Origin of the sequence: Pseudomonas sp. MIACH, from assembly GCF_001269925.1 — a bacterium.
Taxonomy (GTDB): Bacteria; Pseudomonadota; Gammaproteobacteria; order Pseudomonadales; family Pseudomonadaceae; genus Aquipseudomonas.
The window spans coordinates 17,086-33,498 of record NZ_LHVO01000065.1; the positions used below are offsets into that span (position 1 = coordinate 17,086).

The window sequence follows — 16,413 nt, forward strand, 5'->3', positions numbered from 1 at the left end:
TCTGGTCGGTTAAATCCAGGAGTGGCGAGCCGGCAACGTGCCGTTCAAGCGATAGGCGCCGACGGCGTGATACTTCCAGCGCACCGGGTCGTGCAGGGTGTGCACCCGGGCGTTGCGCCAGTGACGGTCGAGGTTGAACTCTGCGAGGGTGGCGCGGCTGCCGGCCAGTTCGAAGAGTTTTTCGCTGACCAGCAACGACACTTCAGTGGTGAGCACCTTCGCCTCGGCCACGGCAATCGATGCGCGTGCGGCGGACTGTGCGGTGATCGGCGCGGCGCTGACCTGGTCCAGCACTTGCCCGGCCTTGCGCAACAGCGCTTCGGCGGCATGCAGTTCGATTTTCAGCTTGCCGATATCGGCGATCACGTAGAGGTCATCGCTGGCGCGCTCGACCTTGGCGTCGATCCACGGGCGCGAACGCTCACGGACGAAGGCGATGGTGTCATCCAGGGCGCCACGGGCGATGCCGGCGTCGATGGCGGCCTGGATCAGTTGGGAAACGGCGCCCTGGATAGTCGGGCTTTCGCCGATGCGCCAGTTTTCCACGACCAGTTCGGCGTCCACTGGCACGCGGTCCAGCAGCACGGTGCCGCTGGCGGTGGTGCGTTGGCCGAAGCCCGACCAGTCATCCACGATGCGCAGCCCTTCGGTGCCACGGCGCACAAACGCCATGACCTGCTTGCCGTCGTCGTTCAGCGCCTTCACGGCCACCCAATGGGCAAACAGCGCGCCGGTGGAGTAGAACTTCTGGCCGCTGATCACGTAACCATCGCCCTGGGCGGTGATGCGCGCCTTGAGCTCCAGGGTGTTTTTGGTGCCGCGTTCAGGTCCGCCATTGCCGATGCGCCAGCCGTCGAGGACGCTCTGGAACAGGTGCTCTTTCTGGCGTGCGGTGGCGGCGCCCTGCAACACATGCAGGATGCCGAAATGGTTCTGCGGGATCTGCCCCAGGGCCGGGTCTACCGCGCTGATGATTGCGAAGACTTCGGCCAGGGTCACGAATGAAACTTGTGGGCCGCCGTACTCGCGAGGAATGGAAATACTGCCCAGCCCACTGCGAGTGAATTGTTCGATCTGCGCCCACGGCAGCTTGCGCTGCTGATCACGCTTGGCGGCTTGCAGGCGCGCGGCCTGGGCCAGCTCGTGGGCAGCCTTCAGCGCCTCTGCATCGTTGCGCAGCACGGTGGCCGGCAACAGCAGGGGCGCTACATCCAGATCACTCTGGGGGGGTGTTAGAGCCAAGTTAGACATCAGCGCCGCTCCTTGGCTGCACGTAATGCCCTGGCGTTATGCACCGGGGTAATTCTGACCATACCGACCTCGCATTCAATGAAATGAAAACAGAAAAATCAAAGATGTCCGGTGGTCCGGTGCATATACCCTAAGCGTGTTAAATATTTAAATAAACTAACTTTTGGGAATATGCATAGAAGGTCTGCTACCCAGGCTCGCAGGGGGAGCCGAAGGGGCGTGGTTGATAGATCCGCGTGGTCCCGGCCGGCTGGCTCGGGGCGCAGGCGGCAATGCGTAAGGTGCGGGTCGGGGCCCAGCGCGAATTGTTGCCGACACGATCGAGAATGCAGTACGTCACTTCCAGCCGACAGTCGTCGCCCGCTTCAACCATCAGCGTCGAAGGCACCCACACCTGTACCGCCAGGCCCACGCCTTTGGCCTGGATTCTTGGCAGATCCATGCGTGCATCGCCCCAGCGCAGGGTGATGGCATCGCCCGTGGCCATGTTCACGTAGGGTTCGATGGTCAGGGGAATACCACGCCGCACCTGGCTCGGGTTGACGCCGTAGCGGCGAATGGTCTCGGGCAGGCTTACCGGGGCAAGGTTCTGGTTTTCGTCGCTGCAAAGGGGGGAGGGCTGGCCACCGGGGCATTGAGTCTTTACACGCACCCCTGTCACGGCCGAGCGCGCAGGCGCGCGACCGACTTGCATGACCTGGTAATGCACCTGTGCCAGGCCGTCCTGCACAAAACTTTCCGGCACCCGTAGATGGGTCTGCATGCCGACCTTGCACGCGCTCACCCTGCGTGAGGCGGCAAAGCAGTTGTTCCAGAACAGTTCAATCAAGTCGCCCTCATCCATGCCGGGGTAGGGCGCGATGTCCACCTGCAGTTGGCTGGCCGACAGTGCGTTGATGCCGTGCCGGTTGGCCTGGGGCAAGGTGGGGGCAGTGAGCATGGCCGGGGTTGCAGTGTGCGTCATAAGTAATCTCCTTGATGCAGCCAGCAGCAATCGCTCCAGCCTTTTGGCGCGGGTGCGCAGGTGGGCTGAAAGGAACGATTCAGTGAGTAGCCGGGATAGGATCCAATCCTCTGGGCCTTAGATAAGAGGGTTGGCCGGGGAGCGTCAATGGCGGCAAAAGGCTAAACGGCGGGTTCGGAGATATTCAGAAGGGTCTGACTGGGCGGGGGATTTTAAGGGGAGAGTGGCGGCGAGATTTACTGGGTGGAACCAGACGTTCCTGTAGGAGCTGGCTTGCCAGCGAAGAAGGTCCAAACGACACGGTGAAGCCGGTTAAACGCGTTATCGTTGGCGATTTTCGCTGGCACGCCAGCTCCTGCAGGGTGGGTTTCAGTGGGCGAGGAATTTGCTCAGGAACTGCCGGGTGCGTTCTTCCTTGGGGTTGGCGAACAACGCCTTGGCTTCGCCTTGCTCCACGATCACGCCCTTGTCGAAGAAGATCACCCGGTTGGCGACATCGCGGGCAAAGCTCATTTCATGGGTGACGATAACCATGGTGCGGTTTTCTTCGGCGAGGCTGCGGATGGTCGCCAGTACTTCGCCGACCAACTCCGGGTCCAGCGCGGAGGTGGGTTCGTCGAAGAGGATCACCTCCGGCTCCATGGCCAGCGCGCGGGCAATCGCCACGCGCTGTTGCTGGCCGCCGGAAAGGCGCCGTGGGTAGGCGTCTTCCTTGCCCGCCAGGCCGACCCTGGCCAGCAGCTTGCGCCCCAGGGCGATAGCCTCTTCGCGCGGCATCTTCTTGACCACGGTCGGCCCTTCGATGACGTTTTCCAGCGCCGTGCGGTGGGGGAACAGGTTGAAGTTCTGGAACACAAAACCCACGTGCTGACGCAGGCGCCGTACCAGGCCTTGTTGCTGGTTGAGCGGTTTGCTGCCGTCGATCTGGATATCGCCCACCTTGATTCGGCCGCTGGTGGGTTCTTCGAGGAAATTCAGGCAGCGCAGGAAGGTGGTCTTGCCGGAACCGCTGGGGCCGATGATGGCGACGACTTCGCCTTCCTTGACCTCCAGGTCGATGCCGTTGAGTACCACCTGACCGTTGAATTGTTTGGTCAGTTTTTCAACCACGATCATGCTTCAAGACTCCAGGTCATGCCGGTTGACCCGGTCTTCCAGGCGGTTTTGGAAATGCGCCAGGATGCTTGCCAGCACCCAGTAGATCAGGGCGGCGGACAGATACATGGTGAAAATTTCGAAGGTGCGCGCAGACACCAGTTGAGCCTGGCGGAATAGCTCTGGCACCTGGATGGTGGCGGCCAGCGCGGTGTCCTTGACCAGCGAAATAAAGCTGTTGCCCAAAGGCGGCAGGGCGGTGCGCATCGCCTGCGGCAGGATGGCCCGGCGCAGGGTCTGCGCACGGGTCATGCCGATACTCGCGGCGGCCTCCCACTGGCCACGCTCGATGGAAGCGATGGCGGCCCGCAGGATTTCACAGGCGTAGGCGGCCATGTTCAGCGAAAAGCCGATCATGGCGGCCGGAATCGGATCCAGCTCGATGCCCACTTGTGGCAAGCCGTAGTAGATCAGGAACAGCTGTACCAGCAAGGGCGTGCCGCGAAAGAACGACACGTAGACGCGGGCTGTCCAGCTCAGCAGCTTGAAGCGCGACAGGCGCATCAAGGCCAGGCCGAAGCCCAGCAGCAAACCGAAAAACATCCCGCCAAGGCTGAGAATCACCGTGTAGTACGCGCCCTTGAGCAGAAAGGGCGCGGAGTCCAGCGCGAGTTGGAAACCTGCTTCCATTATTGAGTGACGTCAGCGTTGAAGTACTTCTCGGACAGCTTTTTCAAGGTGCCATCGGCGCGCAGCTTGTCGAGGGCCTTGTTCACTGCTTCAAGCAGCTCGGGCTCGCCTTTGCGCAGGGCGATACCGGCTTCCTGGCGGGAGAACGCGTCGCCGGCAGCGGCGGTGTCCGGGGCTTTCTTGGCGTATTCCAGGGCGGCCAGGCGGTCGATCAGGATGGCGTCGATACGGCCGATGCGCAGGTCCTGGAACTTGGTCGGGTCATCGTTATAGGTCTTGATAATGGCTTTTGGTTGGTTGTCCTTGAGCCATTGTTCGTAGTTGGTGCCCAGGCCTACCCCGACTTTCTTGCCGGCCAGGTCGTTGGCGGTCTTGATGGTGTCGACGTTCTTTTTCAGCACCAGTGCCTGGATACCGGAAACGGTGTAAGGCGTGGAGAAGTCGTACTTCTTCTTGCGCTCTTCAGAGATGGTGACTTGGTTGACCACCGCGTCCAGGCGCTTGGATTCCAGGGCCGCGAGGATGCCGTCCCAGGGTGTGGCCTGGAGCTTGACCTTCACGCCCAGCTCCTTGGCCAGGGCTTCGGACAGCTCGACTTCGAAACCGCTGAGCTTGCCGCTTTCATCGACGAAGCTGAACGGCGGGTAGGTGCCTTCCAGGCCGATTTTGATCTCGCCGGCCTTTTTGATATTGCCCAGTTGCTCGCCGGCAACCGCCTGGCCCAGCCAACCGGCGCCGAGAGCCAGACCCAAAGTGCCAACCAGCAACGTGCGACGGAATACAGAAATAGTCATGAAGAGCCCCTGTGTTTTTTATGTTGAGCGAAGCAGGTGACGCAGTAGTCGTATCCTGCCTTAAAGCGCGTAGCGCGTCTTCGCCTGCGGCGCGATGATAAAGCCGGGTTTTAAGACTTGAAAATAATATTAAACTCAATTGATATTCTATTTTTGAATATGTGTTGAGTCTAATGTGGGAGGGGGCAAGCCCTAATGCCAGTCAGTTAAGCGTACATCGCCCCCTGTAGGAGCGAGCTTGCTCGCGAAAAACGTCAACGATAACGCGTGCTTCCTGAATGAACGCGGCGCCTGTGAGTTTTTCGCGAGCAAGCTCGCTCCTACAAAAAGCCTTAACTGCCTGGCATTAGGGCAAGCCCCCTCCCACATTTAGCCCGCGTTTATTCAGTTGAAAACCGAGTCATAGGCAAACAACGCCGGTGCTCCACCGGTATGCAGGAAAATAATCGGGCCATCTTCAAAGCGCTGGCGCCCGATGCCGTCCAGCAAACCTGCCATGGCCTTGCCAGTGTAGACCGGGTCCAGCAGCAGGCCTTCCTGGCTCGCCAATAGCTTGACCGCCGAAAGGGTGCCGGCGTTCGGTTCGCCGTAACGGGGGGCGAAATATTCGTCCCACAGGATCACCTTGAACGCATCGGGGATGTCCACGCCGAGCAACTCGGCCGTGCGTTCGGCCAGTCCCTGGACTTTCGGCAACTGCGCTTCTTCGGTACGCGATACGGTGATGCCGATCACGGGCAGTTGCGGCAGCACTTCACTCAAGGCCAAGGCCAGGCCGCTGTGGGTACCGGCGCTGCCGGAGGCCAGCACCACGGCGGCGAATTCGATGCCGCTGTCTTCGATCTGCCCGGCCAGCTCCAGACCGGCGCGCACATAACCTAGGGCGCCGAGGGCATTGGAGCCACCGATGGGCACCAGGTACGGCTTCTTGCCGTTGCTGCGCAGGCGATCGGCGAGGGCGTTGAGTTGGTCGTCGACGTTGTCGAGGTTTTCGACCAACTCAACCTTGGCGTCGAACAACTCCAGCAGCAGGCGGTTGCCGTTGCCCAGGTAGTTGGGGTCTTCGGTGCCGGTGGGGTTTTCCAGCAGGGCGACGCAGCCCAGGCCGAGCTTGGCGGCGAGGGCGGCGGTCTGGCGTACGTGGTTGGACTGGATGGCACCGGCGGTCACCAGGGTATCGGCGCCCTGGGCGATGGCATCGGCTGCCAGGTATTCGAGTTTGCGCAGCTTGTTGCCGCCCATGGCCAGCGGCGTGGTGTCGTCGCGCTTGACGTAGATGTCGCGTCCCAACCAGGTCGACAGCCGTTCGAGTTTTTCCAGGGCGGTGGCGCCGCCGAGCAGTTCCAGGCGGTTAAAACGGTCGAGCTGTTGCTTGATCATGGCTACGCACGGTGGCTAAGGGATGAGGCGACTATAGGCAGGCACTTTTCATCGGGCAACCGCCAATCGCTTATGTCGGATGGTTCTTAGCATCGCACCATTGGTTCTTAAGGGCAGTCAGGGCGCATACCGTAAAGTGATGGCCATTACATCAGGAGTGAATACCGTGAGTGAGCGTTCCAGCCATTGGCAATTACAGACCATTGTCAGCCAACTGCGCGGCGCCCGTGACCAGTGGCGAACGCGCAATGGCCGTTTGAGCGGCGAGCATGGCGGCCGCGAATTGCCGTCCCGTGAAGCCGTTGCCCAGATTCTCGAGTCCCTCTGCGGTGCGCTGTTTCCGATGCGCCTGGGGCCGGCGGACTTGCGTGAAGAAAGTGAAGATTTCTACGTCGGCCATACCCTCGACGTCGCGCTGAATGCCTTGCTCGCCCAGGCGCGTCTGGAGTTGCGTTATGCCGCGCGCCAGGGCGGCCAGGACGACAGCCAGATCGACGCCCATGCCATCCGCCTGATCCAGGATTTCGCCCTGGCCTTGCCGTCATTGCGCAGCCTGCTGGATACCGACGTACTCGCCGCCTACCACGGCGACCCGGCCGCACGCAGTGTGGATGAAGTGCTGCTGTGCTATCCGGGGATCCTGGCGGTGATTCACCATCGCCTGGCCCACCACCTGTACCGCGCCGGCTTGCCGCTGCTGGCACGGATCAGTGCGGAAATCGCCCACTCGGCCACCGGGATCGATATCCACCCTGGTGCGCAGATCGGCCCGAGTTTCTTTATCGACCACGGGACCGGCGTGGTGATCGGCGAAACCGCGATCATCGGCGAGCGCGTGCGTATCTATCAGGCGGTCACGTTGGGGGCCAAGCGCTTCCCGGCGGATGAGGATGGACAGTTGCAGAAGGGCCATCCGCGCCATCCGATTGTCGAGGATGATGTGGTGATCTATGCCGGGGCGACGATCCTCGGGCGCATCACCATCGGCAAGGGCTCGACCATTGGCGGTAACGTGTGGCTGACCCGCAGTGTGCCGGTGGGGGCGAACATTACGCAGGCGAATTTGCAGCATGATGATGGGGCGCAAAAATAGCGCCGGTCTTAAAAATCACACAAAACCCTGTGGGAGGGAGCAAGCCCCCTCCCACATTGAATTGCATTCCAACGTTGAACCGTATTTCAGTCAGTAACCGCTGAACGATTTGCCTCTTCCACCCGTCATACCAATCCTTGAGCTAGTGTAGGAATTATCTACCACTCAGCCCTGCGATTAGTCCCAGACCGCCTACCTATGTTTAACTTGAACGTTCGTTCAAGTTAAACCCGGTGGTTCGCTGCCCGCTCACAACAGGAGGCTTACCTTTGCTGAGTCCGTTTTATACAGCCACATCCCTCACCCTCGGGGTGCACCGTTCATGAGTGCATCGTCTACCCCATCCAGCGGCCTGGTGCGCATGAATGCGCCGGTTTTCTACTTCGCCGCAACCTTCATTTTGCTGTTCGGCATCACTGTCATCGCTATCCCGCAACAGGCCGGTGCCTGGCTGCTGGCGGCGCAAAACTGGGCGGCCAACACGGTCGGCTGGTACTACATGCTGGCGATGACCCTGTATCTGGTCTTCGTGGTGGTCACCGCGCTATCGGGCTACGGCAAGATAAAACTCGGTGCCGACCACGACGAGCCCGAATTCAGTTACCTGTCCTGGGCCGGCATGCTGTTCGCCGCCGGGATCAGCATCACGCTGTTCTTCTTCTGCGTGTCCGAACCGCTGACGCACCTGGTGCAACCGCCCCAGGGCGAGGCCATGAATGCCGACGCTGCACGCCAGGCCATGCAGGTGCTGTTCCTGCACTGGGGCCTGCACGGCTGGGGCGTGTTTGCCTTTGTCGGCATGGCGCTGGCGTATTTCGCCTACCGGCATAACCTGCCGCTGGCGTTGCGCTCGGCGCTGTACCCGCTGATCGGCAAGCGCATCAACGGCCCTATCGGCTATGCGGTCGATGGCTTCGGCATCATTGCCACGGTGTTCGGCCTCGGTGCCGATATGGGCTTCGGCGTGCTGCACCTCAATTCCGGCCTCGACTACCTGTTCGGCGTTGCCCACACCCAGTGGATCCAGGTCGGCTTGATCACCTTGATGATGGGCGCGGCGATCCTCGTCGCCGTCGCCGGCGTCGACAAGGGCGTGCGGGTAATGTCCGACATCAACATGCTGCTGGCCTGTGCGTTGCTGCTGTTCGTGTTGTTCGCCGGGCCCACCCAGCACTTGCTCAACACCCTGATCCAGAACATCGGTGACTACCTGGGCGCGTTGCCGACCAAGAGTTTCGATGTGTACGCCTACGACAAACCGAGCGACTGGCTGGGCGGCTGGACAGTGTTCTACTGGGCCTGGTGGATCGCGTGGTCGCCGTTCGTGGGCCTGTTTATCGCACGCATTTCCCGTGGCCGGACCATCCGCGAATTCGTGTTCGGCGTGCTGCTGATCCCGTTGGGCTTCACCCTGGCGTGGATGTCTATCTTCGGCAACAGCGCCATCGATCAGGTGCTCAACCACGGTATGACCGCACTCGGTCAGTCGGCCATCGATGATCCATCGATGAGCCTCTACCTGCTGCTGGAAACCTACCCGTGGAGCAAAACGGTCATCGCGGTCACGGTGTTTATCAGCTTCGTGTTCTTCGTCACGTCGGCCGACTCCGGCACCGTGGTGCTCTCGACCCTGTCGTCCAAGGGCGGCAACGCCGACGAAGACGGGCCGAAATGGTTGCGAGTGTTCTGGGGTGCAATGACGGCGCTGGTCACCAGTGCGCTGCTGTTTGCCGGCAGCATTGATTCGCTTAAATCGGCGGTGGTGCTGACCTCGTTGCCGTTCTCGCTGATCCTGTTGCTGATGATGTGGGGGCTGCACAAGGCCTTCTACCTCGAATCGCAAAAGCAGATTGCGCAGTTGCATTCGCTGGCGCCGGTGTCGGGCTCACGCAAAGGCACGGGCGGTTGGCGCCAGCGTTTGAGCCAGGCCGTGCATTTCCCATCGCGGGACGAGGTGTACCGCTTCCTTGAGACCACGGTGCGTCCGGCGATTGAAGAAGTGACCGCGGTGTTTGTCGAAAAAGGCCTCAACGTGGTGACCCAGCCGGACCCGTCCAACGACAGCGTCAGCCTGGAAATCGGTCACGGCGAAGAGCATCCATTCGTGTACCAGGTGCAGATGCGCGGCTATTTCACGCCCTCATTTGCACGCGGCGGCATGGGTTCCAAGCAGCTCAACAATCGCCGCTACTATCGGGCGGAAGTGCACTTGAGCGAGGGCAGCCAGGACTACGACCTGGTCGGCTACACCAAGGAGCAGATCATCAACGACATCCTCGATCAGTACGAACGGCACCTGCAGTTCCTGCATTTGGTGCGTTAAGTTCCGTGGTACCACGGCAGGATGAAAACCGCTTCTATGTCAGCTATGTCGTTCCACTCGGGTAGGAAATTGCTGTAAAACGGAAGGGCAGACTTAAGCGATTCAGCTGGTTAAAAGGCCTGGGAATATGGTTATTCCCAGGCCTTATTTGCCTACGTCCAAGAGAGGATTCGATGACTTACATTGCTGCCGAAAACCGCTATGAATCTATCCCGTATCGCCGCGTAGGCCGCAGTGGATTGGTGCTGCCGGCACTGTCCCTGGGGCTGTGGCACAACTTTGGCGACAGCACCCCGATCGACACCCAGCGCGCCCTGCTGCGCACCGCGTTCGACCTGGGCATCAACCACTTCGACCTGGCCAACAACTACGGTCCACCCTACGGCAGCGCCGAGATCAACTTCGGTCGTTTGCTGCGCGAAGACTTCAAGCACTACCGCGACGAATTGATCATCTCCAGCAAGGCTGGCTGGGACATGTGGCCGGGCCCTTACGGCCAGGGCGGCGGCTCGCGCAAATACGTGCTGGCAAGCCTCGACCAGAGCCTGCAACGCCTGGGCGTCGACTACGTGGACATTTTCTACTCCCACCGTTTTGATGCCGACACGCCCCTGGAAGAAACCGCCAGCGCCCTCGCCACCGCCGTGCAACAGGGCAAGGCGTTGTACATCGGTATCTCGTCTTACTCCGGGGTGAAAACCCGCGAAATCGCCGCCCTGCTCAAAGAGTGGAAAGTGCCGCTGCTGATCCACCAACCGGCCTACAACCTGCTTAATCGCTGGGTGGAAAAAGACCTGCTGGACACCACCGAAGAGCTCGGCGCCGGAGTGATTGCCTTCACGCCGCTGGCCCAGGGCTTGCTCACCGACAAGTACCTCAACGGCGTGCCGGCCGACGCACGGGTCAACCGTCCGGGGGGTGGTTCGTTGCAGGCCAAGCACCTGTCGGAAGCCAACATCGCCCACGTACGTGCGCTGAACGAAATCGCCCAGCGCCGCGGTCAGAGCCTGGCGCAATTGGCACTCGCCTGGACCCTGCGCGACCCACGTGTGACCAGCGCACTGATCGGTGCCAGCCGGCCGGAGCAGATCATCGAGAACGTCGGGGCGTTGAAAAACCTGAGCTTCAGTGCGGAAGAACTGGCGGAGATCGATCGGTTTGCGCAGGAAGGCGGGATTAACTTGTGGGAAAAGCCATCCAGCGCTGAATAGCATTGAAAGCAAGCCCTTCCTGTAGAGAGGGGCTTGCAAGTAGGACGGGCTGCTGATTTTGTTACTTTTTGATCGGGAAACCGAGTATTTCTGCCGTTTCGTTGAAAAAAGTTTCGCGTGCAGATCGCTTCCTCAACTGTATATCTACTACCTGTGACTTGTCCGGGCGGTTGAAATAACCTTCGTCCAAGCTACAAAGGTTTTCTAGAATGTGTAGCGGCAACCCGAGCACCTGCCTTAGCTGAGATCGCGAAAGCACGTTGTTTTCAACAAGCATTTTCACTCCTCGCGTGATCAGCTGGGGCTTTTCGAAGTCAAAATCGCTGTCCATAGGCTCTCCCTTTACCCATCCTCTGGCAGATCTGGCCTTCCATAGTCTGGTGGTTGTGGTGTCGTTGATTATTTCTAGATCTAAACAACGCCTCACCATTGCGGCTACTGAGACTTTCCAGCGTGGTTTCAGAGCTAGCAACGTATCCAGTGTCGGCCAACGAACTTCTCGCAGAAAGCTTTCTGGGGGCATTAAAAAGGCGCTTGCAAATCGATGAGCTTGAGTTTCAAGAAGTGCGTAATTCGCGTCGTACTGCTCTTTGGATATGTACCTATGCAGAACGATATGTCCGAGTTCATGGGCCGCATCAAAGCGATTTCTGATCCCGTTTGCCTTATCGGCGACAAGTAAAACATATGGCCGTTGGTCCAACTCGTACCAATTCGAAACGCCATCCATTTTCAGGTGCCCGAGTGTGGTCCGAGCACAGACAATACCTGCACTCTCCAATACGTGAACGACATTGGAGATAGGAGCTATCCCTAGTCCCCAGGTTTGACGGCATTTACTGGCCATCTGTTCGATTTCTTCGTCAGAAATCAGCTCGCAATTACGCTCTTCTAAATGCGGCACATTGACTTCAATAAATTCAAGGCTTTCTTGCAGTTTGTAAGAGATTTCTTGAAGCCACTCCAAGCGTACTTCCGCTATTTCCCGTGCGCTGGTCGTAGTGCTGACCTGCGATCGAAAGAAAAATGGAGTGTTCTCGCCAGTTGTGAACTGTTCCTCAAGTAACCAGTTTTCGCTGACCCCGAAAACTTCGCATAAGCGCTGGAAGGCATCGGCCTCTGGGACCTGAAGCCCATTCTCCCATTTTGAAACGTTGCCAGAGGCGCGCCCCACCATCTCGGCGAGAGTGGTTTGCGTCATCCCAAACGCAAGGCGCAACTGCTTGAGGCGCTCTGACTGAAAGCCCGCGACTCCCGTTCTCATGGTCTACCTCTTGGCGTTTTGCCCATCATCAGCTTGGTCTTCGGTTTCTTCGGCGCGGCGCATCTTATCTCGCAATTTCACCAACTCAACTGGTTTCTGCTGAACCGCCTCATTATCAGAGTAGCTTTGAAGCAAATCCTCAAATGTGCAATTCATGTGGAAGCCCTTACCGTTGAAGTACGGTACGGCCATCATGATTGCGCGTGGCTCTGACTGATCCTCTGAGCGAGTTGGAGGTGCATGGACTACGACAAGCGCATGAATCAATTGTTCGGCTACGGTATGTTTGAGCCCATCGATCCAGTCCATTTGGGTGTCTGCAAGGGATTCATTTAACGTTTTGAGTTCGCTTCGGTGTTTTGCATCGCGGATTTCTTTCTGCCAAGGAAGCACCACCGCCGTGATTCTCAGAGAGCCGAGCTCAAGCAGCACATAATTGTGCCCCTTCGGGTCTGTTGACTTGATTATCGGATTCCATCGCCTCATTCCGGCCAGGGATTCCTGGACTAGCGAATGCCGCAAGTGCCCCCGCAAATCTTCATGGGGGGTATGAATCAGCAGCTCCTGAGTTTCTTTCAAGGCTTTTTGGAAGGTTTGAGGAAGTAAAACTCCAAGCTCCTCGAAAAATTCTTTATTTACCTGTGCACGAATGAACCCTTGGATTTCTTGTTTTGTGACCACGTGATCACCACTTACTATTCGGTAAGCGGATTTTTACTCTATATTTATTCGTTATGGAAGTGAGGCACTGGTTTTTTATCCAGCCGTTGATCGTTTTCTAGAAGTTGGGTATTAGAACGGCACATCCCCAAGAATCGTCGCCCGATGCATTACCCGCCGTTGCGGCCGGTAGTCATCCACCGCGTAATGCTGGGTCACGCGGTTATCCCAGAAGGCCACGTCGTTCTCCTGCCAGCGCCAGCGGAGGGTGAATTCCGGGCGAGTGGCGTGGGCGAACAGTAGCTTCAAAATCGCTTCGCTTTCCGCCGGCTCCAGCTCATTGATCCTGGTGGTAAACCCATCACTGACAAACAGCGACTTACGCCCGCTCACCGGATGCGTGCGCACTACCGGGTGCGACAGCGGTGGGTTTTTCTTGCGGGTTTCTTCCCAGCGCGCCAGGTCTTCGGCGGTGTTGCCAAAGCGTTCCAGCGGAAAGGATTTGGTGAAGTCGTGGGTAGCCGTCAGCCCATCGAGCAACCGCTTCAATGGCTCGGACAATGCCTCATACGCCGCGATGCCACTGGCCCACAGCGTATCGCCACCAAACGCTGGCAACAGCTTGGCGCTGAGTACCGCGCCGAGGGCCGGGGTGGGCAGGAAGGTCACGTCGGTGTGCCATACGGCGTTGTCGCGCACGTCGGTGACGGCGGTGTCGAGGATCAGCACGTCGGGCTGTTCCGGCACGTTGGGGTAGATCGGGTGGATGTGCAGGTCGCCGAAGTTCGCCGCGAATCGCGCCTGTTGCTGCGGGGTGATCGGTTGGCCACGGAAGAACAGCACCGAGTGGCTGAGTAACGCCTGCTCGATGGCATCGCGGTGTTCGGCGCTCAGCGGCTGGGTAATATCGACGCCACTGATCTGGGCGCCCAAGGCGATGCTCAAGGGGGTAACGGTCAGGCTGCTCATGCGGTTCTCACTCAATGTGCCTGGCCATGCCAAGGCACTAACTTACGCTGCAGGGCGCGCAGGCCCATTTCCATGGCGAAGGCGATCAGGGCGATCACCAGGATCCCCAGCACCACCACATCGGTGACCAGGAACTGCGCCGCCGACTGCACCATGAAACCCAGGCCACTGGTGGCCGCGATCAGCTCGGCGGCGACCAGGGTCGACCAGCCCACACCCAGGCCGATGCGCACACCGGTGAGGATGTCGGGCAGGGCGCTCGGCAGGATCACATGGCGAATCAGCTGGGCACGGGTGGCGCCCAGCGACTGCGCCGCGCGTAGCTTGGCCGGGTCGACGGTGCGCACGCCGGTCGCGGTGGCGATGGCGATGGGCGCAAAGATCGCCAGGTAAATCAGCAGCACCTTGGACAGCTCGCCGATACCGCACCAGATCACGATCAACGGCAGGTAAGCCAGGGGCGGAATCGGCCGGTAAAACTCGATCAGCGGGTCGAGAATGCCGCGGGCGATGCGGTTGGAACCGATGGCAATCCCCACCGGTACGGCGGTCAGCACCGCGAAGCCCAGGCCCAGGCCGATCCGGCTGAGGCTCGCGCCCAGGTGCTGCCACAAGGTGGAATCCATATAGCCCGTGGTCGCCAGCAGCCAGCCTTTTTGCAGCACGGCCGAGGGCGGTGGCAGGAACAACGGTTCGATCAGGCCGGTGGCAGTCACGGCCCACCAAAGGGCCAGCAGAGCGATCAGGGTCAACAGGCTGATCCAGCGTGTGCTCAGGCTGCGCCGCACCGGGATAACTGTGTGGGCCACCGGCTTGGCGGCGGTGGCGGGGAGTTCGTAGCTGCTCATGCGGACACCTGCCGTTGCGAGAACACTTTGCCCAGCACGTGCTCACGGGTTTCGATAAAGCGCGGGTCGGACTTGATCGCCCGCGCCGCCTCACCGGCGGCGTAGCGCTGGCCGAAGTCCAGGTGCAGGCGTTCGACGATCTGCCCCGGGTTGGGCGCCAGCAGGATCAGGTCGGTGGCGAGGAACACCGCTTCTTCGATGTCATGGGTGATCAGGAACACCGGCTTGGCCGTGCGTCGCCAGACTTGCAGCAACAGTTCCTGCATCTGTTCGCGGGTGAAGGCATCGAGGGCGCCGAAGGGTTCGTCCATCAGCAGCACGCGCGGGTCAGCGGCCAAGGCGCGAGCCAGGCCGACGCGTTGCTTCTGGCCGCCGGAGAGTTGCCAGATGCGGCGATTGTCGAAGCCGGCGAGGTCCACCAGCGCGAGCATTTCCCGGGCCCGCACTTCACGCTGCGCCTTGGGCACACCGGCCAGTTCCAGGCCGAAACCGACATTGGCCAACACGTCCTGCCAGGGCAGCAGGGCGTCGTCCTGGAACACCACGCCGCGTTCGGCGCTGGGGCCTTTGACCGGTACGCCATCGAGGGTGATGCGCCCGGCAGAAGGCTCGACAAAGCCGGCAATCAGGTTCAACAGCGAAGTCTTGCCACTGCCGGACGGGCCGAGGGCCACCAGCAGCTGCTGGGGCCCCAGGTCGAGTGAAATGTCGGACAGTACCGGTTCTGTGGCGCCTGGGTACTGTGCGCTGATGCGCTCCAGTTGTAGCAAGGCCATCGCGATGAACTCCTGGATCAGTTGGTGATGAACTTGGCGCTGACGTAAGGGGCGTAGTCCGGCAGCACGGCGTCGACCTTGCCTTGTTCCTTGAGGAACGCGGCGGTATCGGTCACGGCCTTGGTGGTCGGTGCGCCCAGCAGAGTGACTTGGTCAGCGGCCAGTGGGTAGACGTTGCCTTGCAGCAGCAGCGGGATGTCACTGGCCTTGGCACCGGAGAGCTTCACCAGTTTGTCGACGTTACCTTTGTCCGCGAGCCAGGCTTGTGGGTCTTTGCGGTAGGCGGCGTAGGCATCCAGGGTGACTTTGGCAAAGGCTGTGACGATTTCCGGGTGCTTCTCGGCGAAATCCTTACGCACGATCCACGCATCGAAGGTCGGCGCGCCGAACTTGGCCAGCTCGCCGGAGGTGATCAGCACCTTGCCGTTTTCCTTGGCCACGCCCAGGGCTGGGTCCCATACGTAAGTGGCGTCGACGTCACCGCGCTTCCAGGCCGCGATGATCGCCGGCGGTGCGAGGTTGAGGATGGTCACTTTCGATGGGTCGATGTTCCAGTGCTTCAGCGCGGCCAACAGGCTGTAGTGGCCGGTGGAAACGAAGGGTACGGCGACTTTCTTGCCGATCAGGTCCTGGGGGCTGTTGATCCCGGAACCATTGCGCGCCACCAGGGCTTCGGCACCGCCAATCTGGGTGGCAACCAGGAAAGTTTCCACCGGCACTTTGCGGGTGATCGCGGCGGTCAGAGGGCTGGAGCCGAGGTAGCCGATCTGCACGTCGCCGGAGGCGATGGCGGCGATGATGTCGGCGCCATTATCGAATTTGCGCCAGTCGATCTTGGCGTTGGTGGCTTTTTCATACGCGCCGTCGGCCTGGGCGACTTTGGCCGGGTCTACGGTGGTCTGGTAGGCGATGGTCACATCCGCCGCCTGGGCAAACAGGCTGGCACCGGCCAGGGACAACGCCGCCAAGAGGCGCAGTGGGGTTAAAAGTTTCACGGGGAAGCTCCTCAATCAGGCGGCCGAGGGTCGGCGTGTGAGGAGACTAAATGATCTAAGAATTCGAAAATAAATAACATTTTCGAATTAGCTTATGGGC

At 60.0% G+C, this 16,413-nt stretch carries 15 protein-coding genes; 3 read left to right on the forward strand and 12 right to left on the reverse strand.

What is annotated here, in order from left to right; all coding sequences use genetic code 11:
* Positions 1–9: 9 nt before the first annotated feature.
* The 6 genes from AD670_RS29065 to AD670_RS29090 all read right to left on the reverse strand — a co-directional run bounded on the left by AD670_RS29065 (position 10) and on the right by AD670_RS29090 (position 6,174).
* Positions 10–1,251 carry an SfnB family sulfur acquisition oxidoreductase gene (locus tag AD670_RS29065; protein WP_053140240.1) on the reverse strand — a complete coding sequence of 414 codons (1,242 nt, stop codon included), beginning with the start codon at positions 1,249–1,251 and terminating at the stop codon, positions 10–12.
* Positions 1,252–1,438: 187 nt separating this feature from the next.
* On the reverse strand, positions 1,439–2,215 hold the full coding sequence (locus AD670_RS29070; RefSeq protein WP_053140242.1) for a hypothetical protein: 777 nt from the start codon (positions 2,213–2,215) through the stop codon (positions 1,439–1,441).
* Positions 2,216–2,584: 369 nt separating this feature from the next.
* Positions 2,585–3,331 (reverse strand): L-cystine ABC transporter ATP-binding protein TcyN, encoded by a 747-nt coding sequence (tcyN, locus tag AD670_RS29075; protein WP_053140245.1) that lies wholly within the window; start codon positions 3,329–3,331, stop codon positions 2,585–2,587.
* Between the two features lie 3 nt (positions 3,332–3,334).
* Positions 3,335–4,000 carry a cystine ABC transporter permease gene (gene tcyL / locus AD670_RS29080; RefSeq protein ID WP_032884921.1) on the reverse strand — a complete coding sequence of 222 codons (666 nt, stop codon included), beginning with the start codon at positions 3,998–4,000 and terminating at the stop codon, positions 3,335–3,337.
* A complete protein-coding gene (gene tcyJ, locus AD670_RS29085) occupies positions 4,000–4,794 on the reverse strand; it encodes a cystine ABC transporter substrate-binding protein (RefSeq protein ID WP_053140248.1) in 795 nt (264 codons plus the stop codon). Before tcyJ ends, tcyL begins: the two co-directional genes overlap by 1 nt.
* A gap of 384 nt (positions 4,795–5,178) precedes the next feature.
* Positions 5,179–6,174 carry a D-cysteine desulfhydrase gene (locus AD670_RS29090; protein ID WP_053140251.1) on the reverse strand — a complete coding sequence of 332 codons (996 nt, stop codon included), beginning with the start codon at positions 6,172–6,174 and terminating at the stop codon, positions 5,179–5,181.
* Positions 6,175–6,340: 166 nt separating this feature from the next.
* Here AD670_RS29090 and epsC point away from each other — a divergent pair, with 166 nt between their 5' ends.
* The 3 genes from epsC to mgrA all read left to right on the forward strand — a co-directional run bounded on the left by epsC (position 6,341) and on the right by mgrA (position 10,801).
* Positions 6,341–7,267: a serine O-acetyltransferase EpsC gene (gene epsC / locus AD670_RS29095; protein WP_053140253.1), complete on the forward strand. Its 927-nt coding sequence runs from the start codon at positions 6,341–6,343 to the stop codon at positions 7,265–7,267.
* A gap of 361 nt (positions 7,268–7,628) precedes the next feature.
* Positions 7,629–9,590 carry a choline transporter BetT gene (gene betT, locus AD670_RS29100; RefSeq protein WP_162844283.1) on the forward strand — a complete coding sequence of 654 codons (1,962 nt, stop codon included), beginning with the start codon at positions 7,629–7,631 and terminating at the stop codon, positions 9,588–9,590.
* A gap of 173 nt (positions 9,591–9,763) precedes the next feature.
* Positions 9,764–10,801, forward strand: a complete 1,038-nt coding sequence (gene mgrA / locus AD670_RS29105; RefSeq protein ID WP_053140257.1) for an L-glyceraldehyde 3-phosphate reductase — start codon at positions 9,764–9,766, stop codon at positions 10,799–10,801.
* A gap of 61 nt (positions 10,802–10,862) precedes the next feature.
* Here the strand turns inward: mgrA and AD670_RS29110 are convergent, their stop codons facing one another.
* The 6 genes from AD670_RS29110 to tauA form a co-directional block, all read right to left on the reverse strand.
* Positions 10,863–12,065 (reverse strand): ImmA/IrrE family metallo-endopeptidase, encoded by a 1,203-nt coding sequence (locus AD670_RS29110; protein WP_053140260.1) that lies wholly within the window; start codon positions 12,063–12,065, stop codon positions 10,863–10,865.
* A gap of 3 nt (positions 12,066–12,068) precedes the next feature.
* Positions 12,069–12,746: a hypothetical protein gene (locus AD670_RS29115; protein WP_053140262.1), complete on the reverse strand. Its 678-nt coding sequence runs from the start codon at positions 12,744–12,746 to the stop codon at positions 12,069–12,071.
* Positions 12,747–12,857: 111 nt separating this feature from the next.
* Entirely contained in the window at positions 12,858–13,694 is an 837-nt protein-coding gene (tauD, locus tag AD670_RS29120; RefSeq protein ID WP_053140265.1) for a taurine dioxygenase, read from the reverse strand.
* Between the two features lie 11 nt (positions 13,695–13,705).
* Entirely contained in the window at positions 13,706–14,542 is an 837-nt protein-coding gene (tauC, locus tag AD670_RS29125; protein ID WP_053140268.1) for a taurine ABC transporter permease TauC, read from the reverse strand.
* Positions 14,539–15,318, reverse strand: coding sequence for a taurine ABC transporter ATP-binding subunit (gene tauB, locus AD670_RS29130; RefSeq protein ID WP_053140271.1), 780 nt, complete (start codon positions 15,316–15,318; stop codon positions 14,539–14,541). The genes tauC and tauB overlap by 4 nt, the downstream gene beginning before the upstream one ends.
* 17 nt (positions 15,319–15,335) lie before the next feature.
* Positions 15,336–16,313, reverse strand: a complete 978-nt coding sequence (tauA, locus tag AD670_RS29135; protein ID WP_053140273.1) for a taurine ABC transporter substrate-binding protein — start codon at positions 16,311–16,313, stop codon at positions 15,336–15,338.
* Positions 16,314–16,413: the final 100 nt, after the last annotated feature.